This window comes from Methylocystis sp. (assembly GCF_051062815.1).
In the GTDB taxonomy this organism is placed as follows: Bacteria; Pseudomonadota; Alphaproteobacteria; order Rhizobiales; family Beijerinckiaceae; genus Methylocystis.
The window spans coordinates 36,909-62,168 of the sequence record NZ_JBPFDU010000082.1 but is presented as its reverse complement, the minus strand read 5'-3'; the positions used below and the strand labels follow the sequence as shown (position 1 = coordinate 62,168).

The window sequence follows — 25,260 nt, the reverse complement described above, 5'->3', positions numbered from 1 at the left end:
AATGCATCACGTCGTCGTCGGCCTCGACGTGATCCTTGCGTTCCGGACTCAGCCGTCCGGCGTCGCGCGGGCAGCGGTCTCCGCCAAATAGGCGTTGGCCGGAAGCGGTTGAGGCTTCTTCCGCATCATCGGCGTTAGGCGCATTTTCCACGTCGGGCCGCAAGCGTCAACGGCGTCGCGTTTCCGCGACAATCCTGCCGAGATGCGCATCATCGCCAGCTGAATTTGCATCATGTGAAAATGCATCGCCAGCCTTGCCGCGAATCGCGAAAAACGCCTAGTAATAGGTTCATGACGATGAATGTTTCGATGAGCCGGCGATTGTTCCTAGCGCTCATCCACAGTCTGCCAGCCTGCGCCGCTCATCCTTCGGTTGCGTTCGCCGGCGCCAAGTCGAAATCAATACGCCCGCTGGAATTCGGTCCCGCGACGGCGTTTTCCTTCTCGAAAGTGAAGAAGCAAGCGCGCAAACGGGCGAGTCTCCCTTACGCGCCTCGGCCTACGCCCGCGCCGCGCATCGTCAATCAAATCGACTATGACGCGCATAATCGAATTTTTCAGCCGATCGAGAGGGGTCTCTTTCCCGCGCCGGATGGCGACGGCGCCGTCACGCTTCTTCATCTTGCCCGCTTGTTTCCGCATCCGGCTCGCATCCACCTTCTTGACGACGGCGTTGCGCGCGAAATTCGTTATCGCAAGCACGACTTCCGATATCCGAAGGAAAGCCCCGCCGCCAATATGCCCGACGATGCCGGTTTCTCGGGATTTCGCGTGCATCGGCATGGCGATCCGAAGGGTCTGGAGAGAGGACTCGCGCCAGACTGGATGTCGTTTCTCGGGGCTTCGTATTTTCGCTCTTCTGGAGACCTCGACCAATATGGCGTTTCGGCGCGCGGCTTGGCGATCGATACGGCGGTCGCCGGGAAGGAGGAGGAGTTTCCCGCCTTCACCGAATTCTGGATCGAAAAAAGTGGATCGGACTATCATGTGTACGCCTTGCTCGAAGGCAAGAGCGTCACTGGAGCGTATTTCTTTGAAATCAAGAGGTTTCCGAATGTCGTCACAACTGTGGAAGCGACTGTTTTTCCTAGGCGCGACGACATTGCCTGTCTCGGCTTCGCGCCATTGACCTCTATGTATTGGTATTCCGAAACAAACCGTTGGGCCGGTCGCGACTGGCGTCTGGAGGTGCATGATTCGGACGGACTGCTAATGCACAACGGCGCGGGAGAATGGCTGTGGCGTCCGCTGAACAATCCCGCGCGGCTTTCCGTCTCGACGTTTCTCGACGAGAGCCCGCGCGGCTTTGGACTTTTGCAACGCGACCGCTCATCCGCGAGCTATATTGATCGCGTCGCTTACGAACGCCGTCCCAATCTTTGGGTGGAGCCGCTGGGCAAATGGCCGGAAGGCGCGATCCATCTTGTTGAGATACCGACCGAGTCGGAATATTCCGACAATATCGTCGCCTTTTTCAAACCCGCCGAAAAATCGCGCGTCAATACGCCTATCCAAATATCATATCGCCTGCATTGGAACGCGGAAGAAATATTGCCGCCGCATATTGCGCCGGCAGTCGCGATCCGAATGACGAAGCCATGGACGCGCACGCTCCAGGTCGCCGAGTCCGTGCCGGCCACAGGCGTTTGGTCGCATGCGCGCAAGGTCATGATCGAGTTCAGGGGCGAGAGCCTTGGCCGGTTTGGCCTGGCGCGCTTGCGACCTGTCGTCGAAGGCGCGATGCCTGGAGAAGAAATCCCTCTCGTTCAGGATCCGGACGGCGATCCGAATCATCTGCGCGTGATTTTCAATGTCCCCGGACAGGAAGAAGACCCGACGGAGGTCCGAGCATTCCTTCTCGGACCCGATGGACCCGTAACCGCCACAGTATTGGTCCAGGTTTGGATGACGTAAAGCGCTTTTGCGCCCATTGGCTTTCGATCCTGGAGCACGGATATTGATGAACGGTCTTCGCCTGCGCGAATTCAAGCTTCGCCGAATTTACGTGTTGAATCTAAAATGCATCACGTCGCCGTCGGCGACGACGTATTCCTTGCCTTCCAGCCTTAAGCGCCCGGCGTCGCGCGCGCCGGCTTCGCCCTTGTTTGAAATGTAATCGCCATAGGCGATCGTCTCGGCGCGGATGAAGCCCTTCTCGAAGTCCGTATGGATCACGCCTGCCGCCGCCGGCGCGCGCACGCCCTTTTCGATGGTCCAGGCGCGCGCCTCTTTCGGCCCGACGGTGAAATAGGTGATGAGATGCAGGAGGTCGTAGCCGGCGCGGATGACGCGATTGAGCCCGGGCTCCGTGAGGCCGACCGCCTCCAAATAATCCTTCTGCTCGGCGGCCGGCAGCACCGCGATCTCACTTTCGATCTTCGCCGAAACGACCACCGCGGCCGCGCCTTCCTCGGCGGCGCGCACGGCGACTTTCGCTGATTGGGCGTTGCCTTCGGACGCCGACGCTTCTTCGACGTTGCAGACATAAAGCACGGGCTTCGACGAGAGGAGCCCCAGACCCGCGAAGACGACGCGCTCCTCCGCGCTCACCTTGGCGAGACGCGCGGGCTTGCCCTCGCGCAGCAGGACAAGGCAGCGATTCATCAAATCGGCGAGTTCCTTCGCCTCCTTGTCGCCGCCCTTGGCTTTCTTCTCCATGGCGACGACGCGCTTTTCGAGGCTGTCGAGATCGGCGAGCATCAGCTCCGTCTCGATCGTCTCGACGTCGCGGATCGGATCGACGCCGCCTTCGACATGCGTCACGTCGCCGTCCTCGAAACAGCGCACGACATGAGCGATGGCGTCGCATTCGCGGATATTGGCGAGAAACTGGTTGCCGAGCCCTTCGCCCTTGGAGGCGCCGCGCACGAGCCCGGCGATGTCGACGAAGGTCAGGCGCGTCGGAATGATCTCTTTGGAGCCGGCGATCCTGGCCAGTTCCTCAAGCCTCGGATCGGGAACGGCGACTTCGCCGACATTGGGCTCGATCGTGCAGAAGGGATAGTTCGCGGCCTGCGCCGCGGCGGTCTGCGTGAGCGCGTTGAAGAGGGTCGACTTGCCGACATTGGGCAAGCCGACGATGCCACATTTGAACCCCATATCCGTCCCGGTTTTTGGATTGCGCGTTGCGGCGCGGTATGCGGGGCGGCGCGAGAAAAGGCAAGGGGGAGGCGCGTCCCCCTCGTCTTCATGCTGCGATTGTCGCGCGCGCGGCCTTCGCGCTAGAGGCTCTTCAAATATTCGAGAAGCGCTTTCTTGTCGGGATCTGAAAGCGAAGTCCCGAAGTCGTGGCCGCAGCGGCTGTTGCCGGAATCGCGTTTCGAGCAATCGTCGGCGTTGTAGGTCGAGCTGAAGGCGCCCTGCTCCTTCGCCAAGCCGACGTTCTCAATGTCATAGGCCGGGCCGACCTTGAAGGAGGCCGGGCGGTCGGCGGGCTTCTTCAAGAGATCGGCGAGCGTCGGCACAGAGCCATTGTGCAGATAGGGCGCCGCCGCCCAGATGCCGCGCATCACCCGCGCTTCGAAGACCGCGGCTGGTTGCGTGCTGGGCTTCTTATAGAGATTTTGCAGGTCCGCCGAGAACTTGGCGGTAATGAGGCTGGCGGCCGTCTCCGTCCTGGCTTGCCGAGACTCGGGGATGCATTCTTCAACGATCGGCTTGAACACGTCGAGACCAAAATGGAGCGGCGCTTCGATGATCGATCCAATTACCGAGAGGCCGAGAATGCTGATGATCTTGTCTTTAGGCTTCAGCGGCGTGTCGATCCCGGGGACAAAGGGGATCGCTGCGCCGTTGAGCACGCCGGTATCCGCCTCGCGTCCGAGCACGTTGTATTCACGTATGTCCGTTCCGACATCCTGAAGCGGCGTTTTCCATGTGTTTAGGTTACAAAGCCGAGGCGTTCCCTTCGCGACTTCGTGACAACCTGTCGCGCAGCCGCCCTGCTTGGGATCGCGATTGAAAATTTCTTCGCCTTGCGCGACGAGTTTTGGATCGAGACTCCATGGCCATTTCGGCGGGCCGATCTGCTGGATCAAGTTCTCAAGACGCATGAGGCCCGGATAATTGAGCGAGGAGTCATTGAGGAAGTTGATGAGTTTGGGGAGTCGGGAAGAATTGAATTTGACGAGTTGCGGCAATGCGAGCGTGAGAGGCGTCGGTCTGTAGATCCCGAAGACCCCATAGACCTCGCCCACGTTTCTCGCCAGACCAAGAATGTCGTCGCCGTTGCGGGCGAATCCCGGCCATTGCGTCATATCTTGTATCGCCGCGTTCCAAAGGAACGGATAACGCACCGGCGCGTCGGCCAGTGCGATGTTCTGCTCGATGATCCGCGACGATGTCGTTCCGATGTCCAGCCCGGCGACTCGGTTGAAGATCATCGATACGGCGTCGGCGCGCGCCACGCCCCAGCCAGGCTTGGGGAGCGATTTGCGCATCAGAACGTCGTAGGGCTGGAACCAGACCTCGACCTCCTTGCGCAGTTTCCTGAGCGCGCGTTCGTTGGGGTCGCCGCCAAGCGCTTCTTTGGCGAATTCGTCGAAGGCGGCCTGGTCGGCAAGAATTTTTTGGAACGCCGTGTCGATGTCGGCGAGCAGGCTTTGAAAGTCGCTGAGCGCCGGCCCCCCATCGATCCGCCACGAGACGCCGTTGACGTCGATCTGACGCGTATGGCAGGCGGAACATGTCATGCTGAAGAATTGTGCGCCGTGTTCGGAGGCGGCGAGAAAGCCCACCGGCAGTCCGGGAGTCGGGCTGTTCGGATTCGGCAGATAGCCGTAGCGCGTCAGCCCATCATCGAGGAAATGTTTGCCGTCAGGATGTCTCAGAGCCTTAAACCAGTTGAGCGGCATGATTCGCGCGCCCTGGTCGAGGCTGTAGAAATCGTCGCGGTCCGCCGGCGCCCAATGGGCTCCCTGATCGACGTATTTCACTTCGGCTGACGCAGGATGAGTTGCGGCGAGTGCGAGCAGCGCGGCGGCGGCAATGTGCGCCCGCAATAGCGTGCGCAGCGCTTTGTTTGCAATCATGGCTCCCCCAAAACAATAGAATATGCGATGAAATTAGAGCATAGGCGCGCGTGATTCACAACGGGCGGCGGCGCGCCGCCGCTGTATGCGCCGCGCGCGCCGACATGGCATGAAAATGAAGAAAACTCCTTCCGCTTCTCGTCTTCGCCTCCTGATCGGGGCGCTGCTGACGATGCTCGCGACATGCGCGCCGCTTCGCGCTGAAACATCGACGCCCGAATCGGCGCCTGAGCCCGCGCAGTCGGCGCCGACGCCCATAGCGCCGTCGTCGCCCGCGGCGCCGTCCGAACCTGCGCCTGTGATATCTGCGCCGCCTGTCAGCGCCGCGCCGCAAGCGACAAATCCAGCGCCCGCTCAGGCCGCCGCGAAAAAGCCAAAGCCAAAGCCAAAACCCGCACCCCCGCGCGAGACGGCGCTTTCCGACGATCCGACGCCCGCATTGCAGCCCCAGACATTTTTCACCACCTCGAAGGCGGCGGATCGCTATCGGCAGATCGTCGATCTCGGCGGATGGCCGAGAGTGGGCGTCTCGCTTCGGCCTGGCGCGAAGGGACCTGGGGTCTCGGCGCTGCGCCGGCGCCTTGCCGCCGAAGACGACAGCATCATCGACACGGCGAAGGAGAAGTGGGACGCCGATCTCACGGCGGCGGTGAAGCGCTTTCAGTATCGCCTGGGGCTAAAACAGACGGGCGTCGTCGCCGGCGCAACGCTACGCGAACTCGACGTGCCGGCGGAGACCCGCTTCCATCAGCTCGAATCCACCGCACAGCGGCTCACTGCGTTCGATTTCGCCTTTGGTCCGCGCTACATCGTCGTCAACATTCCGTCGACGGCGGTTGATGCGGTGGAGGACGATCGCGTCGTGCGCCGCTACGCCGCGATCGTCGGCGATCCCGAGCACCATTCGCCGGAGCTGCATGCAAAGGTCGTCGCGGTCAACATCAATCCGACATGGACGGTTCCGGTCTCGATCATCAAAAACGAGATCGCGCCAAAGATGCTGAAGGATCCGTCTTACCTGCAGCGCTCGCATATTCGCGTGCTGAATGCGCAACGCGAGGAGGTCGATCCGCGCTCGATCAACTGGGCGAGCGAGCGCGCCGCCCAATACACGCTGCGGCAGGATTCCGGCGCGAACAATTCGCTGGGCTCGATCCGCATTTCGATGCCCAATTCCCATTCCGTCTACATGCATGACACGCCGTCGCGGAATCTCTTCGCCAATGACTATCGCTTCCTGTCGCATGGCTGCGTGCGCGTGCAGGGCGTCGTCGATCTCGCGGCCTGGCTGCTTGACGGCGAATCCGGCCCGCAGATGAGCAAGGATGAGATCAACGCAAAAATCGCGTCGGGCGAACGCGAGGAGGCGAGGCTGACGCAGCATGTGCCGGTGGCGTGGGTCTATATGACCGGCTGGGCGTCGGCGGACGGCCTCGTGCATTTTCGCGACGACGTCTATCATCTGGACGAGGTGAGCGGAGTCGCCGAGCAGTGAACGAGCGCTACAGCGTCACGCGGTAGCGAACGAAAGTGTCGGCTTCTACGAATGAATCATAGAGGCGCCGCGCGCGTTCATTGTCCGCTTGCGTGTGCCAATAGAGGCGCGCCCATCCGCGCGCGCGTCCAAGATCGATGAGGTCTTGAACGAGCGCGCGTCCCAGGCCCGCGCCCCGAACATTTGGATCGACGAAAAGGTCTTCGAGGTAACAGGAAGGGGAGGACGTCCAACTGCTTTCATGCAGCACGGAGACGGAAAAGCCGGCGATGCATCCCTCCCTTTCAGCAATCCGGCCGATCATGGCCGAGGTCGGGTCGAGAAGGCGGCGCCAGGTCAATTCCGTCACGTCTATCGGCACAGCCGTTGCGTAAAATTCGTTATAGCTTGCCCATAGCCTGCGCCACGCCGTGGCGTCCGACTCGCGCATGTCCCGGATGAGCGTCATTCGTCTTGCGCTCTTACGCTCTCGTGCCAGCCGCGCAGCAGAACATAGGTCAGCGCCGCGAGCGCGCCGTAGATCGCCAGCCCGCTCAGCGAGATGAGCGCCAGCGCCGCGAACATGCGCGGAATGTCGAGACGGAATCCCGCTTCGACGATGCGATAGGCGAGGCCGGTTCCCTGACCCGATGCGCCCGCGGCGAGCTCCGCGACGATGGCGCCGATGAGCGCCAATCCGCCGCCGATGCGCAAGCCAGCGAGGAATTGCGGCAGCGCCGACGGCAGGCGCAGATAGATCAACTTCTGCCATGGCGAGGCGCGATAAAGGTCGAAAAGATCGCGCAAGCCGAAGTCGACGGAGGCGAGTCCGAGCGACGTATTCGAAAGAATCGGAAAGAAGGCGACGAGAAAAGCGCAGACCAGCACCGCATTGCCGGGCTGCAGATAAACCAGCAGCAGCGGCGCGATGGCGATGATCGGCGTCACCTGCAAAGTGATGGCGAAGGGCAGCAGCGCGCGCTCCAGCCATTTCGACTGGGCGATAAGCAGCGCCAGCGCCACACCGCAAACCGTGGCGACGATAAGCGCCTCGATGGTGACGCCGAGCGTCACCAATAGCGACGAGAACAAAAGTTCACGGTCCTCGATCAGCTTGGCGAGGATGACGCTCGGCGCCGGGAGAATATAGGGCGGGATGTTTTTCCACCGCACGAGACCTTCCCACAGCGCGAGCGCTGCGAAAAGCACGGCGAGCGGCACGCCGATGTCGCGCCAGGGGATCGCGCGTCGGTTGGGGTTCACGGCGTCGCCTCTTCGATTGAGACGCGGAGCGCCTGCGACGCCCGGCGGCACACGTCGGCGAAATTCTTGCTCGACCGATAGTCGTCGTCGCGCGGGATCGCCGGGTCGATCTCGATCTCGTCGATGATTCTGCCGGCGCGCCGCGACATCACCACGATGCGCGTCGAGAGATAGGCGGCTTCGAACACCGAATGGGTGACGAAGACGATCGTCGCGCCGAACCGGCGTTTGAGCGCGAGCAGGTCGTCATTGAGCTTGAAGCGCGTCACCTCGTCGAGCGCGGCGAAAGGTTCGTCCATCATTATCAGCGTGGGCCGCGTCACCAGGGCGCGGGCGATAGCGCAGCGCATGCGCATCCCGCCGGAGAGTTCTCGCGGCAGCGCGCGCGAGAAATCCAGGAGCCCGACATGCGCGAGCGCCTCTTCGATGCGCGGCGACGCAGCTTCGCGCGGAACGCCCTTAAGCCGTAGCGGCAGGAAGGCATTGTCGAAGACACTCGCCCATGGAAGCAGCGTCGCGTCCTGGAACACGACGCCGATGTTGTTCTTAATTTGAGGCGCGCGCCAGTCGATCGCGCCGGCGGTCGGATTCGCGAGCCCTGCGATGAGCCGCAGCACCGTCGACTTGCCGCAGCCCGAAGGCCCGAGCAGCGTCAGGATCTCGCCTTCGCGCACGTCGAGATCATAGTCGGCGAGGGCGACGAGCCCGCTTGGAAAAATCTTGCCGACCTCGCGTAATGAAACAAGCGCGGGCGCAGTGATTTGCGTCTTTCTGACTGCCGAAGCGCCCAGCGTCATTTGGGCCGCAGCTCCATGCCGACCTTCTTGCCGATGAAACGCAGCGTGTAGCCGCGCCTGTAATCAATGTCGGCGGGAACCACGCCGGCCTTCGCCATTTTGTCGAAAAAGCTCTTCATCCGCGCGTCGGTGATCACGCCGACGCCATAAGTCAACGCGTCGCCGGAATCGACAATTCCGCGCTCCTTCATTTTGGCGAGGGAATAGGCGATCTGGCCGTCGGTCATCTCCGGATTGTCGCGCTGGATCATCGCGTTCGCCTGAGCGTTATCGCCATAGAGGTAGTTGTACCAACCGACGATCGAGGCGTCGACGAAGCGCTGCACGAGGTCGGGACTCTTGGCGATCGTGTCGGCGCGCGTCTCGATCGTCGTCGAATAGCTGTCATAGCCGTGGTCGTGCAAAAGAAAGACGTTAGCCGTAAAGCCGCCTTGGCGTTCGATGGCGTAGGGCTCCGAGGTGAGAATCCCCTCCTGAATCGACGTCTTGTCGGCAAGGAAAGGCGCCGAGTTGAAATTATAGGGCTTGGCGTTTTGGTCCTTGAACCCATAGGCCTGCTTCAGCCATTGCCAGACGGAAGCGCGCATGTCGCTGGCGATGAAGGCCGTCGCCTTCGGCAGATCTTCGAAATGATCGAGGCCGACGCCGGGATGCGACATGAAAATCACCGGGTCGACCTGGAACATGCTGGCGACGGTGACGACCGGCACGTTCTGCTGCACCGATTCGAACATCTGAATGGTGTTTGCGCCCATCGCGAAGTCGACCCGGCCTGCGGCGAGCAGCAGCCGCGCGTTGAGCTGCGGGCCGCCTTGCAGAATGGTCACGTCGAGTCCGTAGCGTGCGTACGTGCCGTCGGCGACGGCCTGATAGAAGCCGCCGTGTTCGGCCTGCGCCCGCCAATCGGTGGCGAAACGCACCTTGTCGAGCGCGAGGGCGGGCGCCGCGATGAGAAGAGCGATGAGCAAGGCGAAAAGGCGCATGGTGCGGCTCCAGCTGCGAGGCGCGCATCATACATGAACGCGCGCGGGCTCTATATCCCGCTCGACTTCGACGAGAAGTTGAAGCCTTCGACGAGCATCGCCGGCGCCGCCGGCGCGCCGCCTTCGCCCGCCGCGCGCCAGGTCCGACGCGTTGGACCGAGCGCTTTGATGTTGCTGAACAGCTCGCCGAGCCGCTGATTGAAGCGCATGTTGCGCATGGGCGCGATGATCCGGCCGTTTTCGATGAGAAAATTGCCGTCGCGCGTGAGGCCGGTCAGCAGCAGGCTCTTCCGGTCGACGATATTGGTGTACCAAAGTCTCGTCACCAGAACGCCGCGCCGCACCGAGCGGATCATGTCGTCCAGCGAAACGTCGCCGCCGGACATTACGAAATTCTTCGCAAAGGGGATTGGTTCGGATTCGGTCTTTTGCGCCCAGGCGCGCGACCGATAGAGCGTCGTCACAACGCCGTTCTCAACGAAGGCGCGGGCGCGATACGGCACGCCCTCGAAACCGAAGGCCGCTTCCGGCGCTAGCGGGTCGGCGGGATCGACGCGGATCGTGAGCTGTTCGTCAAAGAGCTTCTCGCCCAAAAGCGCTCCGCCGCCAGGACGCGCGAAGAAGCTTCTCCCTTCGTCGGCGGCGCGCGCCTCCATCGTTCTGATGAGCCAAAAGGCAAGCTCTGCCGTCGCCTCCGGCTCGAGAACGACGGTATAGGCGCCGGGTTCGAGATCGACGGGCGTCGCATCATGCGCGCCTTTGGCGCAGGCGACGCGCGCGATCGCCTCCGCGTCGAGACGGTCCGCGAAGAACTGATGCGCGCCGGCCCAGCCCGACCAAGAGTCGGCGCGGTTTCGCGCCGTGGCGGAGAGATCGATTTCGCTGCGCCGCTCATAGGCGAAGAGGCCGGCGCTCGTCGCATATGCGTTGAATCGCCTTGCTGTCGTCGCGCAGCCGAAGGTGTCGACGCCGATGCGCGCGCCTTCCTCGATAACGCGCGCCGCCGCGTCGGCGAGGGCGTCGAGGCGCAGATTGGCGGTCGCCTCGTCATAGCGGTCGGAGAAGCCGTAATTCTGCGGGCCGAGCGGCGCGACATAATCGGGATCGACGGGCAACATCCGCGCGATCTCTTCCGAGCGTGCGACGGCGGCGGCCAACGCCGCGTCGTCGAAACGCGAGATGCTGCAGGAGCCGATGCGCCCGCCAATATGCGACGAGATGCGCAGATTGGCTTCCGCGCTCGCAAGATTGGTCGTGGCGCCGCCGCGCGCGAAGCGCAGACTCTGATCCAGGCCGCCGTGAATCTGCACGGCGCAGGCGTCGGCCTTGGAGCGCGCGAGAACATTGTCGGCGATCGACTTTGCGTCGTCTGAAGAAAGGAACATGCGCTATGCGTCGTCGCTCGTGTTCAGCACGCGCACATTGCGAAAGAGCGCCGGAGGGCTGCCGTGCGAGACCGGCGCCACCTGCACCGGCTCGGCCTTGCCGCAGGTGAAGGTGCCGTCGAGATGATAGGCGCTCGCATCGCATAGCCCTGCGAGAGAGTTCCAAAATTGCGTGGTGCGGCCCTGATAGGCGCCGTCGCGCAGCAGATCGCCGATCTTGCCGTTCTTGATCTCATAGAACAGCTGTCCGCCGAACTGGAAGTTATCGCGCTGCTGATCGATGCTCCAGCTGCCCGCGCCGACGACATAAATGCCGTTCTCGACATCGTTGATGAGATCGTCGAAGGAGCATTTCTGAGGATTGGGCTTGAGCGAAATATTCGGCATGCGTTGAATGGGAAAGGTCGTCGGGCTGTCCGCATAGGCGCAGCCGTTCGAATGCGACAGGCCGATGAGATGCGCCTGTCCAAGCGCCATCTGGAAATTCCTGAACACGCCCTTTTCGACGATGGCGAAGTCGGCGGCTTCCGCGGGGGCGCCGTCGTCGTCGTAGCCGATCGTGGCGAGCGCGCCGGGTTGCGCGCGATCGGCGACGATCGTCATCAATTCGGAGCCGAACTGCAGTTCGTTGAGCATATGCGGTTTGACGAAGCTCGTTCCGGCGAAATTCGCCTCCCAGCCCAGCACGCGGTCGAGTTCGGTCGAATGGCCGACCGTCTCGTGAATGGTCAGCCACAGATTCGTCGGGTCGATCACGACGTCGCAATCGCCTGGCGTTACGGGTTTCGCATCGAGTTTCGCGCGCGCCTCCTCGCCGGCCTGCGCGGCCTCCTCGATCAGGCCGGCGCCGACGACGTAATCCCAGCCGGCGCCGCGTGCTGGCGCCAGGCAGTCGCGCGTCGCGAAACGGCCGCTGGCGCGGTCGATGGCGGTCGCCTGAAAGTTCGGCGCGACACGCGTGCGCGTCTGATGAATGCGGCTGCCAAGACTATTGGCGAAGAATCGCTCTTCGCAGGTCACCGAAAGCGAGGCTGAACAAAAATCCGCGCCATGATCGCGCGCGCTGGCGATGATCGAAAGCAGCAGGTCGGCCTTCTCGCCGGCGGACACTTCAAGGGGATCGATGCCCATGGGCATGATCCATTCGGCTTCATGCGATGGCAGCCGCTCGAGCGCGATCGGCTGGAATTGTATCCGTTTCACCGCGCGGGCGTTCTCCAGCGCGCGCTCGACGCCATCGCGCAGGCTCTGCGGATCGAGCCGCCGCGCGCCATAAAATCCCCAGCAGCCGTCGAGCAGCACGCGCATGCCGAAGCCTTGCGAGGCGCGCTCGTCGAAATTCTCCAAGCGGTCGTCCTTGGCGAAGGCGTATTCGCGGCGAGTTTCGCCGATCCTGACGTCGGCGTAGCTGGCGCCGTTTCGCCTCGCGGCGGTCAGCGCGATATCGGCGAGATCGTAAAGCAGCGCGCGGTCCAACGCGAAGGCGTTGCCGCCCCTGGGGCGTGAGGCTTCGGTCGTCGAAGGCGTGGCCGCCATTGGTCGCTCCAAAATTCCCTCATATGGTGGTCGTTTCGGCGGTGATTTGCAATCGCCGTGTTACGGTTGCGCTTCGCCGTTCCATCCGCATGCGGCGAGCGCCTCGCCCATATGCGCGGGCGGCGCAGCGACAGCTTGCACGGGCGGCTTGCCGTCCTGCATCGGCACGCTCACCGCGCGCGCATGAAGATGCAGAGGGGCCGAGTCCTCGCGGCGACCTGAGCCATAGATCGGATCGCCGAGAATGGGCCACCCCATCGCCTGCGCATGCACGCGGATCTGATGCGTGCGGCCGGTGTGCGGCGTGAATTCGATGAACGTCAGCGCGTTGTCCGGACTTCCGCCAAGCACGCGCCATGAGGTTCGGGCGGGCAGACCCAGAGGGTCCGGCCGCATCCACCAGCCGCGCGTCGCATCGAGCCGTCCGAGCGGGAGGTCAATTTCGCCTTCCTCGCCCGCCGGGGCGCCTTCCACCACCGCCCAATAGGTCTTGCCGATGCGGCCGGACTTGAACAGCCTGCCGAGCCGCTCGAGAGCCTTACGGTGGCGCCCAAGAACGAGGCAGCCGGACGTGTCCTTATCGAGTCGGTGGGCCAGCGCCGGCGGCCGGGGCAGGCCAAAGCGCAGCTGGTCGAAGCCGTCTTCAAGGCTTGCGCCGCCCTTCGGTCCGCGATGGACGGCGACGCCGGCGGGCTTGTCGATGATCAGCATCAGCCCGTCGCGGTGGAGCAGGCGAGAGAGGAGGTCCATCAGCGGATTATAGCAGCGAGGCGGGCAAGACGGCGCTATTTCACGGCCGGCGCGGCCTTTCCGAGCGAAACCGCGCCGCCGATGAACTCTCCATATTTGTGGAAATATTCGTCAGTCAGATGAACGCCGTCCGTCGTGTAACACCGCTCGTGTCCTTCGTAGCGATCGATGAAGGCGTCATATTCGAGAGTGTTGAGTTCGGGATGGTCGCGCCAAAGCGCGACACGATAGAGGTCATTCACCTGTCGCTCGCAGTCATCATAGAAACAGCTCAATATCGAGCGCTTGAGGGCGCTGTAGAAATTCGGCGGTCTGAAATTCCGCTCGTTGACCCGCGGTATGGAGATAAGTTCGACGTCGTCGACGTCGGCAAAATACTCGACGAGCTTTTTCGTATATTCGACATAGGCCGATGCGCCGACGTGCTGAATCGCGTCGTTGACGCCGTTCATCAGGACGACCTTGTCCGGCTTCTTGTCCTCAAACATGCGGTAGAGTTTGTATTTGGGGAATTTCTCGCGCAGTTCGGCGTAGAGCAACCGTGAGTTGCGGCCGGCAAAGCCGAGACTGCACGCCCGGACGCCGCGGCCTTCAAGTCTTTTTGACACGGCGCGCGGCAGTTCGGGGAGGACCTTGCCGTCCGAGGCCCAGGATTCGCCGATGACAAGGATTCTATAGTCGTCCCCGCCGCCGTTCACATTGGCGCAGTAGAGTGTCGGCTCATCCGACCGCTTCAGGCTGAGAAGCGTCAGCCCGCAGACGACGGCCAGAACAAACGCCAGTTTGTGCGCCCCCGGGAACATGGCGAACCCATATCCCGGCGACTGGACTCAAGCAAATTTCTGGATGTGCTTGTCCCTGCGCGATCGATCCGACGTTGGACCAGGGAAACCATCCTAGCCGAATGCGGGCGCGGCGCGAGCCGGCGTCGCCGAGGGGATCGCGCCCGGCGCGGCCATAAGCCGGCCATGCACCCAGGCGGCGCGCAATCTATTGATCGGCCGATCGAACAGCCGCCAGATCAGGTAGGAGGCGACGAAGATGATGACCAGCGCCTCGGAGCAGAGCAGGAAGCGATCGAGATAGGAGCCTTCGCCCGTCTTCAGGGCGCCAATCACCGACCAGTGCAGCAGATAGAAGATGTAGGAAAGCTCGCCGAGCATTCGGTCCTTGGCGCCGCTCGCCTGCTGCGTCGTATAGAGCGCCCAGGGCGTCATCATCACCGCGATGACGAGATTCATCTTGTCGCTGAAGGCGAGCAGATCCGGCTTTTCGCCGAGCATCATGTCCTTGGCGAAGATCAGCGTGCAGAGGAACAGCGTCGCGAGCGTCGTGAACAACGCGCGATAGGCGAAGGCGCGATCGGGCTTCAAATCGTGGCTCGCCGCCGCGACGCCGATTCCAAAAAACAAAAGGAAGGGCGCGACCGTGGCGGAGCCGCCGAGCCAGGGCGCGCCGGCCGAAACGACAAGGCAAATCAGCAAGAGAGAGATGTTTTTCGAAATGAGAAAAATGATCGCCGGCGCGATAAGATAGAATTGCAATTCCACGTCCAGCGACCAGCCGGGAATGTTCGCCTGGAACGGCAGCGCGCTGTAGCCGAGGATCATGATGTTGGAGAAGAGCTGATGTACCAGCCCGCCGAAGGCGACGGGCGCGTCGCCGCGCCAGAGCAGCAGCGCCCAAGCGATCGCCGAGCAGAGAGCGAAAACCGGCGCGATGCGCCACACGCGCGAAACGAGATAGGTGAAATAGGCCGACGTCGTTTTCGAATAGGTGTTCTTCCACATCGCCGCGACCCAGTAGCCGCTGAGCACGAAGAAGACCAGCACGGCGGACATGCCGAGGTTGAAACTGGTCGTGTGGTGGAGGAAAACCGCAAAGGCTAAGGTTAGCCGCAGCGCGCCAGGCGACGCGAATATGTCCGGTCTCATCGCCATCGCTGCTCCACGGCTGGCAGGAGATTTCCTTTAAATATGCGGCATTGATCTTAATCTTGATCAGCGCGTGGAATGCTGTGGCATGAGGTCGCGACGAGGGGCTTATGGCGCGACATGGCGTCGCGATTGCAGCGCTTGCCCGGCGGTTGGCGCCTGGTTCGTCGGTTTGCGTGTGTGTCGGCTTAGAGTGGTCGGCGAATGTGGTCCAAAACACGCCGACATGCGCGCCTAGCGAGCGGTCCGGCGGCGTTGAAACTTTGCTGTACGAGGAACAATGGCGATCATATCTCCGACTCCGAAACTTCGCGTCATAATCGAATTCGGCGTGGCGCGCCTCTACATCGAAAATCCCGCCAAGCGGAACGCGTTCGACTTTGAGATGTGGCGCGCGCTGCCGTCGCTGCTGCGCGCCGTCGACGCGGCGGAGGGCGCGCGCGTCCTCGTCATCAGCGGGGCGCCGGGTCTGCCGTTCTGTTCCGGCGCCGACATCAGCGAATTCTCCAACCTGCGCGCGACAAGCGAAGGCGGGCGCATCTATGAGAACGCCAATGTCGAGGCCTTCGACTCGATTTCGAATCTTTCCAAGCCGACGATCGCGGCCGTGTCGGGCTTTTGCATGGGCGGCGGATTCGGAATCGCCGCGGCCTGCGACCTGCGCATCGCCGATGGGCAAGCGACGTTCGCGATTCCGGCGGCGAAGCTCGGCGTCGGCTATCCGCCGGCGGCGATGGCCTATGTCGTCGCCGCGGTCGGCCCGCAACTCGCGTTCGACCTCTTTTACACGGCGCGCCGCCTGACTGCTGATGAAGCCAAGGAGCGCGGCTTCGTCAGCCGACTTTTCGCCAGCGAGAGTTTCGAAGGCGCCGTGCATGCGCTGGCCGAAACCATCGCCGGCGGCGCGCCTCTGACCTTGCGCGCCGCCAAGGCGGCGATCCGCGCCGCCGCCGGCCTGCCCGGCGCGTCGTCGCATGAGCAGTGTGAAGCGCTGACGAGCGCCTGCTTCGACAGCGCCGATTACATGGAAGGGCGCGCCGCGTTCCTCGAGAAGCGGGAGCCGAATTTTTCCGGGCGCTGACGGCGCGTGGATGGCGCGCGCGGCGGCATCTCCGCGCGATCGTCACCTGTCGGCGCTCGCTTCCACTTCGAGGCTTTCCAAGATTTCGCTCGGCTTTCGGGCAAGCGCGTCGATAGCGTTGACGCCCTTTGGCGCGGCAAAACGCAGATGCAGGCGCTTCGGCTTTTCGATATAGGCCGAGACCGCGTCGGCGATTCGCTTGGCGTTGGCACCGGGGCCGCCGAGCGCCGTAATCGCGGTCGCGGCGGCCTTGGCGTAATCGGCGCGCGCCTTGTCGACGGATGTCTTCTGCTCCTTGGCTTCCAGAGCGAGCACGCGATCGACGAGGCCGTCGCCTTCGAGCGTCAGATCGATCGATTTGATCGACGTCGTGAGCATGGCGGCGCGCGAAATGAGGGGCGAGGAAGAGAAGGCCGCGCTCGAGACATTGCCGAAGAGCGCCGTAAGATGCGCGACGCCCATGTTCTTCGCGTCGATCGCGACCGGCTCCAGCGCCGCTTCCGACGTTTTCTCGCGCCACTCTCCAGCGGCGACGCCGGAGAGCGCGAGGTCGCGATAGCCGAGCGCCAGGAAATGCGATGTCGTCTGGGTTTCGCCGCGCGCGGCGAGATCGACGCGGAAATTGTCGACGCGGCCGGAGAATTTCGTCGGCGTCGAGCCAAGAAAATTATCGAACGTCGCGCTGGCGTTCTCGACGCTGAATGTCATGCGCGACGTTTCGTTGGTTTTGGAGTCGGGAATATCGGCGGCGACGCCGCGCGCCTCGAAGCGCGCGAGCTTAGGATAGGCGGCGCCCTCTAAAATCGGAGCCAGCTGCACTTCGTTCAGCGCAAATCGCTTGACCGACAGATGGCCGCCGTCCGACGCGGCGAGCGAAAAATCGTCGAAAAATATCTCGCCGGCGCCGGCGCCCGCCACTTTGCGCAGGCCGGCGCGCGCGATCTTCGCCGTAAATGGCTTCTCTTCGGATTCGCCCTTGCCGGTGGCGACGACAGCGTCAACGTTGATCGATGCGGCTTCGAAGGAACGAAGCGCATCGAGGAGATCGCGCATCAACGCAGGGTCCTGCTCGGGTTTCGCCGGGTCGTGCTTCTCGAACCGCTCGATGAGCTTGCCGCCGGGAGTCCGCAGCGCCCGCCCGCGCACGCCCTCGATCTTCAGGCGGCCCGTCGTCAGAACGAGATTGGCGCTTGCGTCTTCGAGGCGCGACGATTCGACGAGTTCCTCGTCGATCAATGGCTTCAGCGGCGCATTGGCCTCGCCGCGCGTGGAGAGCGCCAGACGCGCGAGTTCGGCAAGATCGACGCCCTTGGCGATAGAGGCGCCCCAGTAAACGCGCTGAACGCCGCCCTTCGCGGATTCGATCGTTTCCTCGCCGCCGTCGCCGCGCATGGTCGCGGCGCGTCCGGAAACAACATTCTCGAAGAGCAGCTTGCGATATGCGGCGCGTTCAATGTTCGACTCATTGCGGCTTTCGCTCGACATCGCCGGCACGGCGATTCGCCGCGCCGAAATGCGCGCAAGACGCGCCGCGACATTGGCGTCGCCGCTCAAAAACAGCGTGGCCAATTCCGCCGGCGGCAGACTCGCGCCTTCGATTTCGATGTGCGGGATACGATAGGTCGTCGCGCCGAGCGTGATGACGAGATTGTCGAGCGTGAGCGGCTTTTCGCCGGCGCCCGGCGAAGGCGCGGCGAAACTCATGAGCGAAAGCGACGTCACGACGCCGATGGCGAGCAATTTGCGCATTAGGAAACCTTGCGAAGACGAAGGGGGAGAGCTTGCACGCCGCGCCTTTCGGGGTAAAGAGGCGCGTAGTTTCGTCGCAGCCGGCGTTTAGCGAGGGGCGGCGCGTGGCGGCGCGGCGGCGCCGTGATAGAGAGGCCGCATGCGTCGACTCCTGCTCCTGCGCCATGGCAAGGCCGACCGGCATTCGGCCGGCGGCGACCGCCAACGTCCGCTCACCCGTCGAGGGATGGAGGATGCGCGGCGCATGGGCGAGTATCTGCGAGACGCCGACATTATGCCGGGCCTCGCCGTCGCTTCCGATGCGCGTCGCGCCAAGCAGACCCTCGACCAGGTGCTTGACGCTTTTCCAGGCCATGTCACGCATCTGATCGAGAATACGATTTATCTTGCGACCGTCGACCATCTGGTCGAAATTTTGCGGCAGACGCCTGACAAGGTCGCGACGCTGCTCGCCGTTGGCCATAATCCCGGCTTTGCCGAACTCGCCTCATGGCTCGCCGGCTCGGGCGAGGCCGATGACTTGGCGCTGATGCGCTCTAAATTCCCAACGGCGGCGCTGGCGATGCTTGACTTTGAGAGCGATCATTGGGCGGACGTCGGCAGGGGCGGGGCGCGACTTGCGCGCTTCGTCACGCCGGGCATTCTACGGGGCGAGGCGACGGAAGACCCCGACTAGAGCGCGCTGCGAAAAAGTGGGAACCGGTTTTTCGCGTTGAGCGCGCTCTAAACTTTTGGAATCGATCACGTTATCTGCATTGAGCGATTCCGCCCAAATGCAGCGTGATCTAGCGCAGTCGCAAACCCGCAAAGAGCGGCCATGCTGATCGAAGCGCTCCTGACGATGCTGGCCGTAGCCGCGCCGCAAAAAGCGCCGGCGGCGCTCGTCGCGCCCTCGTCGGCTTTCGACGCGACGCCGAGCCCCGCCTATCAGCCGCAAGCGCGCGCCGTGGACAATTGGCGCTTCGAAAGCGCGCTCGCGCTGGAGATGGCGCCTGTCGCCGCGATCCGCCGGGCGTTCGGCGCCGAGGCGGGCGAACCGGCCCGCTGCGTCAAGCTCAACAATTACTGGTGCATCAAGAGCGCGGGGGGGTGGAACGGCGAGATCGCCGCCGACGCCGATGGCCATGTCGCCTTCGCATCGGCGGAGGAGGGCGCCGCGGTCGCCGCGCTGCTGCTGCGCCGATACTACGTCGACTATGGAAGGCGCACCGCGCGCGCCATCGTCGAGCGCTGGGCGCCGGCGCAATGTTCGCTCATCCTCGCCGCGCCCGCCGCGCCTCGGCGGCCGGCGGCCGCGCCCAGGCTGCCGGCGTCGCGCGGCGGCATGGCGCGCATGGCGCCGCAGCGCGTCGCGCCCACGGCGATCGCGCCGCGCGGCATTCAAAACACGCTTCGCGCGCGCTGGCTGGCGGCGCATGGGCGCGGCGGGGTCAATCTGAAGACGGAGCGGCGACCGCTCGCAAAGCCCGTCGATCTCATGCCGGCGCCCTCGATCATGGCCGGCGTCTCCGAGCTTCCCGCGCGGCGCGAAAAGCTCGCCGAGCTGATCCGACCGGCGCCCCGGACGAGTGTCGTCGACCTGCCGCCGTCGCCAGCGCCGCGGCCGCCGCCGTTTAGCGTTTCGAATTGCTCGGGGGAGCTGGCGCGGATCGCCACTTACGCAGCCAACGTGGCCCAGGGCGTCGTCGGCGGCGCTAACGAGGATCTGGCGCTGTTCACCGCCGCCGGCCTGCCGACCGAAAACCTGGCCAAGGTGATGGCCAATATGGCGGCGGTCGAGATCGGGCCGGCGCGGCCGCGCGACGCGCTGATCCGGATCGCCGTCGCGCAACTGCGCCAGATGCTGGAGGCGCCCGCGAAGTCGCATGCGGGACCATGACGCGCCAAGCGCTTCTCTACTCTAAGAGCGCGCCATCAATTCTAAGAGCGCGCCATCAATTCCAGCGCCAGCCCATAGACCTTCGTGCGGGCGGGTTCGGGCAGGGTTTTCAGCACTTCGAAATAGGTCTGCCCGGCGCCGCACATGCGGGCGTCTTCGAGCGGCGGCGTGGGCATTTTGCCGTCGAGCAGCGCGTCGATCTCGACCTTGCTCAGACCCCGCGCGGCGAGCGCGGTCTCCAACACCCGGAAGTCCGCCTCCGTCGGCGCGGTCCGATCGATCTTTTTGGCTTGTCCGCTGACGATCGCCTCTAATCCCGCAAGCGCCATGTCCGAGACGATCTGGCGGCGGGAGGCGGCGAATCGCTGGAAGTCGAGATTGGTCGCGCCGTAGAGGAAGGCGACGCACATGCGCTTATCCTCCCGCGCCACCGCCTGCAGCACTTCCAGCTGCTTTTCGAAGACGCGGGCGATCGGCTCTGGCTCGGCCTTCGCCGCCAGGGCGCCGCGCGAGGTGCGGATGCGGCGCACCGCCTCGGACAGATAATAGTCGACGCTCTGCTCTTCCTTCGTCTGCGCGAGGCGGGTGGCGAAATCATTGATCGCCGCTTCGTAATCGGCCGTGAAGGTCTCGCGGAGCCGGGCGAAATAGCGCGCATAATCCGGCGTCGAGGCGATCAGGGCCTCGATCTGCTGCCGCGCGCTTCCCTTGTCGACTTGCGCGTTGGCGGGCGCCGCGATCCCCGATCCCGCATCGGCCACGCGCGGCGCGGGGTTAAGGGCCAGCCAGGTCAGGCCGATGCCGGCTCCGACCGCGACGAGCGTCGCAGCCAACAGCGCCAGAATTTTCTCCAGATACATCGCCGACCTTTGCGTCTCTGATCGAAAGCGTGAAGCTTAAAGCATTGCGCGGGAGGGCGGAAGCGCGGCCGCGCTAGCCGCCATTCAACAGGCGATGAAGCCGCGCGGTCTCGGCACGATGGGCGACGAGCAGGCTGATGTGCCGGTTGAGATCATAGCTCCAATGGCCCCGCCGGGCGCGTTCACCGCGCATCGCGCGCTCGATTTCCTTGAGCGCGGCGCGCGCCGCGTCGGGCGATTCGCTGGCGATCGTCTGAGGCGACAGGCGATGGAAACGCGCCAATGCGCTCGTGCGATCATAGGCGTTGAGACCCGCGACGAGAGCGGCGTCGAGCGCCGCGCCAGCTTCTGCGGCGAAGCGGGCGGGGCGGTCGTCTTGCCGGGCGTGAACTGGCCTGTGCGTCATGGATCATCCTCCGTGACGCTCAGAATGCTTTCCCTCGAACGGATGAGGATAAGTATTTTATCCTTTAATAGGATTATTTTCACAATAAGGCGCGCAAGCGTGGTATCTTAATGCCTGACAGGCGGCGCGGTTGAGTAGGAGGCAGGAGCCAATCCAAATTTTTTGGGTTGGCGGGGTTGCGAAAGCTCCCCTTTCAGGGGACAAAATGTCCATATGCGAATACGCATAAATGATTCTGCGGAACGCAGCAGAATGGTGATGGGTTAAAATCAAGTCCAAAAAAATTGGACTTTTAGGAGGGTGTTCGTCGCTTGAAAAAATAGGCGCCGACGGCGCGCCTAGATGGCCCCGTAGCGGGGACCGCCAGTTCCTGGCCTGAGAAGACGAGCGAGTCGATCTTGGAAGGGTGATTCGCCCCCGTCGAAGGAACAGGACAGGATTGTGAGATTCGAGGGCTCGCGTCAACAATGGCGAGAGTGCTTCGTGCGGTTTCTCGTCCTCGATGACGAGAAAAAAGAGGGCGGCCGAAGCCGCCCCTAAGTTGCTTGGTTACTCGCCGCGTCCCTGTCGGATCAGGATGGGTTCGCGGAACTTCTACTGTCGTCGCCTGCACGCCTACCGGCGTGGCCGGCGGCGGCAGTGACTACACACGGACTCTACTCTACCGTCGCGCCCGCGCGTATACGCGCGGACGCTGACGGGCATATGCAGGGGACAAGCCATTGCTTGGTCCTTTCGCTTAATGCGCGGGAAGGTCCCCCGCCGCCCCAAGGGGAGCGAAGTGCCACCCCAAGCTCTTTAAGGGGGCGCGCAAAAGGACCGCGCGAATTCGAATCGCCCGGCGCGGAGAAAGTATCAGGAACGGCGAAGCTATTGGAGTCGTCTATGGCTCAACGGGATGAGTCAGATGTGGATATGCGTCCCATGAATGAGACGCTCCGCAGGCTGCATAAAATGCCGCCTAAGCCTCATAATAAAACCGATGCTAAGGTGAAGCCCGAATCAGGGGCTTCTGATGCCAAAGACAATACAGGTCATCGTCCACGACGACCAAGATGAGCGCCACATTCAAACTTTGGCCGCGTGCCTGCGGGCTAACGACAAATTCTCACTGCAAATCAGAGACTTTGCTGACACCGTAGCAAATGACCAACACCCCCAAGGAATCTCATTTCAACCTAAGCCAGGGCAAATTTTGATTTGTCATTTTGGCTTGGCGTTCAGACAGCCGGAGATAAATAAAACTAGGCCAGTTTTGGTAATATCCGCGCATCAAAGATCGTGGACAAGAGTGTGCACTGTAATGCCAATAAGCTCAAAGGCGCCGCACACGGTAGAACCCTATCATTATCGTTTGCCGGATGGCTTGCTACCAAAAAGCAAATACCCTGAGTCTTGGCTAAAGGGTGATCTGATCGTTAGTGTTGCTGACCATAGACTAGACAGAATGAAAACTGGCTTTCGTAAATACGAGACGCCGACTGTCTCTCCCGAAGTCCTAAAGGAGGCGCGACGATGCGCCCTCCACCGCCTAGGGATGCACTCATTGACAATTCACTGGTAGCGGCTATCTCTTGTCAGTCACCGCGCAAGCGGGCTTGCAAGACCTCTTCGCGAGAGGAGGCAGGTTGCAGCGAGGGCGATAACAAGTCTGCTGTAACCTCAAGAAGGCCCCGCCTTAATTGGTGGGGCCTTTGCCTTGCGCCATCGCAAAAACTTTGGCGTCCGCTGCTTAAGCGTTCGCGGGTTCGTCAGGTCTGCGATAGTAGAGCCGCCGGCCTCTGATGCCCGCAAGCGCCTTGTCGGCGCGCATGGCGTGGTCAAAGCCAAGTTTGACGCCGTGTTGTAGCGGTGGTCGAACTCGACCAGATTGCGGTGCAGACGCTTCTCTGAGCAGTGCTGAGCCCCCATCGGCGCGGTGAATAGTCCTCTGCGGCTTTTTTGGATTGCGCAACGGAAGCTGCCTCCGCGCTTCCTGGCGGGCGGCGCTGGTCTCGCCGCAATGATGCAAACCCTACCGTTCGGAAAACGGAGCTTTTCCAAACTCGCGAGCAATGAAATGCCACGGGATGGAAGCGTTCGTGGCTCAAGTCCTTCCTTGCGCGAGACGCTAACGCTCGGCTTGTGGTGTTATGCATTTTATCCTTGAATAGGATTATTTTCCAGCTTACGGTTGCCCGCCACCCAGCTGGAGACCTCGATGTTTCTCGATCCGACGCCTATTCCGGGGCTTAGCGCCGCCGCGGCCGCCGCCGCCCAGGGCGCGCCCTTCGCCGATCTCTTTTCGCCCCGCCGCTCCCGCGCCTCGGTCGCGCGGGCGCGTCAGCTCGCCGTCTATCTCCACCATGTCGCGCTCGGCGCCAGCGTTTCCGCCTGCGCCAAAGCTTTCGCGCGCGACCGCGCCACTGTCCGTCACGCCTGCGCGACGATCGAAGACTTGCGCGACGATCCGTTGTTCGACGCCGGTGCCCGCCGGCTCGAAACCGCGCTGGCCGCCCAGCGCGACATGATCTGCGCCCTCCTTGCGCAAGGGAGCGCGCAATGAAGAAAAGATCTGGGACCCGGGAGGAAACCGGCCGCGCCATGCGCCGGCTGCTGCAGGCGCTTGCCGAGCCGGGCGCGCGCGGCGCGCTCAGCCCGCTCGAGGCCTCGACGCTCGTCGTGCTCGCCGCGCGTAAAGGCGTCACCGTGGCGCGCGCGCGATTTGCGGCGGCCGCTTCCGACGCCGCGCTCGCCGAAGGACTCGTGCGATGGGAGCAGGACGGCGGCGAGCGTCGGTTGGCGCTCACCGACGCCGGCCGCGCGCATCTGCGCCGCTTGTCCGCTCCCAACGTCGATCAGGCGGAGCCCTTTCGCGCCCAGCACGCATCCTATGCGCTGCACCAGCTCGAAAAGGCCGCGCGCCCGACGCTCGTCAATGACGCGGAAAGTCCGCTCGCCTGGCTCGCGCGGCGAAAGGACCGCGAGGGGCGAACCTTTCTCGACGCCGCGCAGCTCGAAGCCGGCGAACGCTTCCGCCGCGACATCGAGCAGGCGCAGCTCCTGCAGCGCGTGACCGCGAATTGGGAGGCGTCGATCAACGCCGCGCGCCGCGGCGCCGACGTCGGCGCCGTCTCCGAGGTTGCGATCGACGCGCGCCGGCGCCTTGCGCGCGCTTTCGACGCGGTGGGGCCGGAACTCGCGGGCCTCTTGACCGACGTCTGCGGCTATCTGAAAGGCATGGAGATTGTCGAAAGCGAACGCGGCTGGCCGCCCCGCTCGGCGAAAGTCGTGCTCAAAATCGCGCTTGATCGATTGGCGCGCCATTACGGGCTCGCGGTCGAAGCGCGTGGCCGCGACCGCGCCGAAGCGCTGCTGCATTGGGGAGCGGAGGACTACCGGCCGAGAGTGTGAGGAACAACCCCCTCCCTGTCCCTCCCCCGCTTCGCAAACCGGGTGTTCCCGGTTTGCGCATCGACGCCGAAGTCGGCAACAGCCGACTTCGGATGGGAGAGGGGACCCTCACGAGCGGCGCCGCGCAGCGTTGATCGCAATACCCCAGCATCGACGAAGCGCAGCGTCTCACTCCCTCTCCCGCGAAGCGGGGGAGGGCTGGGGCGGGGGCCTACGCCGCCATCGCCTCGCGCGCTTCCCTCTTAATTCGCTCGACCATCGAGCGCAGGCCGTTGGCGCGTTGCGGCGTCAGATGTTCGGCAAGGCCAAGCTCCTTAAAGAGCGGCGCGGCGTCGGTGTCGACGATCTCCTGCGCCGGCCGCCCCGAGTAAAGCGCGAGCACGAGCGCGACGAGGCCGCGCACGATATGGGCGTCGCTGTCGCCGCGAAACGAGAGCGCGGTACGTCCGTCGGCGTCGCGCGTCGGCGTCGTTTCGAGCCACACCTGGCTGGCGCAGCCGCGCACTTTGTTGGCGTCGGTATAGGCGTCTTTCGGCAACGGCTCGAGCGTGCGGCCAAGCTCGATGAGATAGCGGTAGCGATCCTCCCACTCATCGAGCAGTTCGAAATTGCCGATGATCTCGTCGATCTGCATTTTGTTCGCATCCTTCCGGCGAAGGCGCATTCTACCTCATTTCGGCGCTAAGCCGCGCCCTTTCCTTGGCGAGGGCCACGCCTTACATTCCGCGCGACAATCGCTG

The 25,260-nt window shown here is 63.3% G+C and carries 23 protein-coding genes; 8 read left to right on the top strand and 15 right to left on the bottom strand.

Translation table 11 applies throughout. From position 1 onward, the window contains the following. Window positions 1-291: 291 nt before the first annotated feature. Complete coding sequence (locus tag ACR65W_RS17755; RefSeq protein ID WP_434502937.1) at window positions 292-1,914, top strand: glucan biosynthesis protein; 1,623 nt, start codon at window positions 292-294, stop codon at window positions 1,912-1,914. Between the two features lie 87 nt (window positions 1,915-2,001). Here the strand turns inward: ACR65W_RS17755 and ychF are convergent, their stop codons facing one another. Continuing rightward, complete coding sequence (gene ychF / locus ACR65W_RS17750; RefSeq protein ID WP_434498874.1) at window positions 2,002-3,099, bottom strand: redox-regulated ATPase YchF; 1,098 nt, start codon at window positions 3,097-3,099, stop codon at window positions 2,002-2,004. 122 nt (window positions 3,100-3,221) lie between these two features. Next, window positions 3,222-5,030, bottom strand: a complete 1,809-nt coding sequence (locus tag ACR65W_RS17745; RefSeq protein ID WP_434498873.1) for a di-heme-cytochrome C peroxidase — start codon at window positions 5,028-5,030, stop codon at window positions 3,222-3,224. Window positions 5,031-5,145: 115 nt separating this feature from the next. Here ACR65W_RS17745 and ACR65W_RS17740 point away from each other — a divergent pair, with 115 nt between their 5' ends. After that, on the top strand, window positions 5,146-6,525 hold the full coding sequence (locus tag ACR65W_RS17740; protein WP_434498872.1) for a L,D-transpeptidase family protein: 1,380 nt from the start codon (window positions 5,146-5,148) through the stop codon (window positions 6,523-6,525). Window positions 6,526-6,532: 7 nt separating this feature from the next. On the opposite strand, the gene ACR65W_RS17735 is transcribed toward ACR65W_RS17740, so the two are convergent. From ACR65W_RS17735 to ACR65W_RS17695, 9 genes are all read right to left on the bottom strand, one after another. Beyond that, complete coding sequence (locus ACR65W_RS17735) at window positions 6,533-6,973, bottom strand: GNAT family N-acetyltransferase (RefSeq protein WP_434498871.1); 441 nt, start codon at window positions 6,971-6,973, stop codon at window positions 6,533-6,535. Continuing rightward, on the bottom strand, window positions 6,970-7,767 hold the full coding sequence (locus ACR65W_RS17730) for an ABC transporter permease (RefSeq protein ID WP_434498870.1): 798 nt from the start codon (window positions 7,765-7,767) through the stop codon (window positions 6,970-6,972). Before ACR65W_RS17730 ends, ACR65W_RS17735 begins: the two co-directional genes overlap by 4 nt. Next, window positions 7,764-8,564: an ABC transporter ATP-binding protein gene (locus ACR65W_RS17725; RefSeq protein WP_434498869.1), complete on the bottom strand. Its 801-nt coding sequence runs from the start codon at window positions 8,562-8,564 to the stop codon at window positions 7,764-7,766. The genes ACR65W_RS17730 and ACR65W_RS17725 overlap by 4 nt, the downstream gene beginning before the upstream one ends. Then, on the bottom strand, window positions 8,561-9,547 hold the full coding sequence (locus ACR65W_RS17720) for an ABC transporter substrate-binding protein (RefSeq protein ID WP_434498868.1): 987 nt from the start codon (window positions 9,545-9,547) through the stop codon (window positions 8,561-8,563). Before ACR65W_RS17720 ends, ACR65W_RS17725 begins: the two co-directional genes overlap by 4 nt. 50 nt (window positions 9,548-9,597) lie before the next feature. Further along, window positions 9,598-10,932: a TldD/PmbA family protein gene (locus ACR65W_RS17715; protein WP_434498867.1), complete on the bottom strand. Its 1,335-nt coding sequence runs from the start codon at window positions 10,930-10,932 to the stop codon at window positions 9,598-9,600. A gap of 3 nt (window positions 10,933-10,935) precedes the next feature. After that, entirely contained in the window at window positions 10,936-12,468 is a 1,533-nt protein-coding gene (locus ACR65W_RS17710) for a TldD/PmbA family protein (RefSeq protein WP_434498866.1), read from the bottom strand. A 60-nt stretch (window positions 12,469-12,528) separates the two neighbouring features. After that, entirely contained in the window at window positions 12,529-13,218 is a 690-nt protein-coding gene (locus tag ACR65W_RS17705) for an RluA family pseudouridine synthase (protein ID WP_434498865.1), read from the bottom strand. A gap of 35 nt (window positions 13,219-13,253) precedes the next feature. Then, a complete protein-coding gene (locus ACR65W_RS17700; RefSeq protein ID WP_434498864.1) occupies window positions 13,254-14,021 on the bottom strand; it encodes an SGNH/GDSL hydrolase family protein in 768 nt (255 codons plus the stop codon). A gap of 93 nt (window positions 14,022-14,114) precedes the next feature. Continuing rightward, a complete protein-coding gene (locus ACR65W_RS17695) occupies window positions 14,115-15,158 on the bottom strand; it encodes an acyltransferase family protein (RefSeq protein WP_434498863.1) in 1,044 nt (347 codons plus the stop codon). 274 nt (window positions 15,159-15,432) lie between these two features. On the opposite strand from ACR65W_RS17695, the gene ACR65W_RS17690 reads away from it, so the two are divergent. After that, window positions 15,433-16,233 carry an enoyl-CoA hydratase gene (locus tag ACR65W_RS17690; RefSeq protein ID WP_434498862.1) on the top strand — a complete coding sequence of 267 codons (801 nt, stop codon included), beginning with the start codon at window positions 15,433-15,435 and terminating at the stop codon, window positions 16,231-16,233. A 42-nt stretch (window positions 16,234-16,275) separates the two neighbouring features. Here the strand turns inward: ACR65W_RS17690 and ACR65W_RS17685 are convergent, their stop codons facing one another. After that, entirely contained in the window at window positions 16,276-17,982 is a 1,707-nt protein-coding gene (locus ACR65W_RS17685; RefSeq protein ID WP_434498861.1) for a hypothetical protein, read from the bottom strand. 139 nt (window positions 17,983-18,121) lie between these two features. Between ACR65W_RS17685 and ACR65W_RS17680 the strand changes: the two genes are divergently transcribed. Both ACR65W_RS17680 and ACR65W_RS17675 read left to right on the top strand, forming a co-directional pair. Next, the gene (locus ACR65W_RS17680; RefSeq protein ID WP_434498860.1) at window positions 18,122-18,658 is read left to right on the top strand and encodes a SixA phosphatase family protein; all 537 of its coding nucleotides are present in this window, start codon (window positions 18,122-18,124) and stop codon (window positions 18,656-18,658) included. A gap of 141 nt (window positions 18,659-18,799) precedes the next feature. Then, window positions 18,800-19,861 carry a hypothetical protein gene (locus tag ACR65W_RS17675; RefSeq protein WP_434498859.1) on the top strand — a complete coding sequence of 354 codons (1,062 nt, stop codon included), beginning with the start codon at window positions 18,800-18,802 and terminating at the stop codon, window positions 19,859-19,861. 41 nt (window positions 19,862-19,902) lie between these two features. Here ACR65W_RS17675 and ACR65W_RS17670 read toward each other — a convergent pair whose 3' ends face one another. Together ACR65W_RS17670 and ACR65W_RS17665 are read right to left on the bottom strand one after the other, a co-directional pair. Then, a complete protein-coding gene (locus ACR65W_RS17670) occupies window positions 19,903-20,721 on the bottom strand; it encodes a hypothetical protein (protein WP_434498858.1) in 819 nt (272 codons plus the stop codon). A gap of 73 nt (window positions 20,722-20,794) precedes the next feature. Then, window positions 20,795-21,127: a DUF6477 family protein gene (locus tag ACR65W_RS17665; protein ID WP_434498857.1), complete on the bottom strand. Its 333-nt coding sequence runs from the start codon at window positions 21,125-21,127 to the stop codon at window positions 20,795-20,797. A 1,015-nt stretch (window positions 21,128-22,142) separates the two neighbouring features. On the opposite strand from ACR65W_RS17665, the gene ACR65W_RS17660 reads away from it, so the two are divergent. From ACR65W_RS17660 to ACR65W_RS17650, 3 genes are all read left to right on the top strand, one after another. Continuing rightward, window positions 22,143-22,691, top strand: coding sequence for a type II toxin-antitoxin system PemK/MazF family toxin (locus ACR65W_RS17660; protein ID WP_434498856.1), 549 nt, complete (start codon window positions 22,143-22,145; stop codon window positions 22,689-22,691). 636 nt (window positions 22,692-23,327) lie between these two features. Beyond that, entirely contained in the window at window positions 23,328-23,672 is a 345-nt protein-coding gene (locus ACR65W_RS17655) for a helix-turn-helix domain-containing protein (protein WP_434498855.1), read from the top strand. After that, on the top strand, window positions 23,669-24,520 hold the full coding sequence (locus ACR65W_RS17650) for a DUF6456 domain-containing protein (RefSeq protein WP_434498854.1): 852 nt from the start codon (window positions 23,669-23,671) through the stop codon (window positions 24,518-24,520). The genes ACR65W_RS17655 and ACR65W_RS17650 overlap by 4 nt, the downstream gene beginning before the upstream one ends. 211 nt (window positions 24,521-24,731) lie before the next feature. Here ACR65W_RS17650 and ACR65W_RS17645 read toward each other — a convergent pair whose 3' ends face one another. After that, window positions 24,732-25,154 carry a SufE family protein gene (locus ACR65W_RS17645; protein ID WP_434502935.1) on the bottom strand — a complete coding sequence of 141 codons (423 nt, stop codon included), beginning with the start codon at window positions 25,152-25,154 and terminating at the stop codon, window positions 24,732-24,734. Window positions 25,155-25,260 lie beyond the last annotated feature (106 nt).

Bases quoted from the DNA above. Each gene is read 5' to 3' on its own strand.
- ACR65W_RS17670 (WP_434498858.1), bottom strand. From the start codon at position 20,721: ATGTATCTGGAGAAAATTCTGGCGCTGTTGGCTGCGACGCTCGTCGCG.
- ACR65W_RS17740 (WP_434498872.1), top strand. From the start codon at position 5,146: ATGAAGAAAACTCCTTCCGCTTCTCGTCTTCGCCTCCTGATCGGGGCG.
- ACR65W_RS17755 (WP_434502937.1), top strand. From the start codon at position 292: ATGACGATGAATGTTTCGATGAGCCGGCGATTGTTCCTAGCGCTCATC.
- ACR65W_RS17695 (WP_434498863.1), bottom strand. From the start codon at position 15,158: ATGGCGATGAGACCGGACATATTCGCGTCGCCTGGCGCGCTGCGGCTA.
- ACR65W_RS17645 (WP_434502935.1), bottom strand. From the start codon at position 25,154: ATGCAGATCGACGAGATCATCGGCAATTTCGAACTGCTCGATGAGTGG.
- ACR65W_RS17710 (WP_434498866.1), bottom strand. From the start codon at position 12,468: ATGGCGGCCACGCCTTCGACGACCGAAGCCTCACGCCCCAGGGGCGGC.
- ACR65W_RS17675 (WP_434498859.1), top strand. From the start codon at position 18,800: ATGCTGATCGAAGCGCTCCTGACGATGCTGGCCGTAGCCGCGCCGCAA.
- ACR65W_RS17720 (WP_434498868.1), bottom strand. From the start codon at position 9,547: ATGCGCCTTTTCGCCTTGCTCATCGCTCTTCTCATCGCGGCGCCCGCC.
- ACR65W_RS17660 (WP_434498856.1), top strand. From the start codon at position 22,143: ATGCCAAAGACAATACAGGTCATCGTCCACGACGACCAAGATGAGCGC.
- ACR65W_RS17745 (WP_434498873.1), bottom strand. From the start codon at position 5,030: ATGATTGCAAACAAAGCGCTGCGCACGCTATTGCGGGCGCACATTGCC.
- ACR65W_RS17735 (WP_434498871.1), bottom strand. From the start codon at position 6,973: ATGACGCTCATCCGGGACATGCGCGAGTCGGACGCCACGGCGTGGCGC.
- ACR65W_RS17705 (WP_434498865.1), bottom strand. From the start codon at position 13,218: ATGGACCTCCTCTCTCGCCTGCTCCACCGCGACGGGCTGATGCTGATC.
- ACR65W_RS17655 (WP_434498855.1), top strand. From the start codon at position 23,328: ATGTTTCTCGATCCGACGCCTATTCCGGGGCTTAGCGCCGCCGCGGCC.
- ACR65W_RS17715 (WP_434498867.1), bottom strand. From the start codon at position 10,932: ATGTTCCTTTCTTCAGACGACGCAAAGTCGATCGCCGACAATGTTCTC.
- ACR65W_RS17650 (WP_434498854.1), top strand. From the start codon at position 23,669: ATGAAGAAAAGATCTGGGACCCGGGAGGAAACCGGCCGCGCCATGCGC.
- ACR65W_RS17690 (WP_434498862.1), top strand. From the start codon at position 15,433: ATGGCGATCATATCTCCGACTCCGAAACTTCGCGTCATAATCGAATTC.
- ACR65W_RS17725 (WP_434498869.1), bottom strand. From the start codon at position 8,564: ATGACGCTGGGCGCTTCGGCAGTCAGAAAGACGCAAATCACTGCGCCC.
- ACR65W_RS17685 (WP_434498861.1), bottom strand. From the start codon at position 17,982: ATGCGCAAATTGCTCGCCATCGGCGTCGTGACGTCGCTTTCGCTCATG.
- ychF (WP_434498874.1), bottom strand. From the start codon at position 3,099: ATGGGGTTCAAATGTGGCATCGTCGGCTTGCCCAATGTCGGCAAGTCG.
- ACR65W_RS17665 (WP_434498857.1), bottom strand. From the start codon at position 21,127: ATGACGCACAGGCCAGTTCACGCCCGGCAAGACGACCGCCCCGCCCGC.
- ACR65W_RS17700 (WP_434498864.1), bottom strand. From the start codon at position 14,021: ATGTTCCCGGGGGCGCACAAACTGGCGTTTGTTCTGGCCGTCGTCTGC.
- ACR65W_RS17680 (WP_434498860.1), top strand. From the start codon at position 18,122: ATGCGTCGACTCCTGCTCCTGCGCCATGGCAAGGCCGACCGGCATTCG.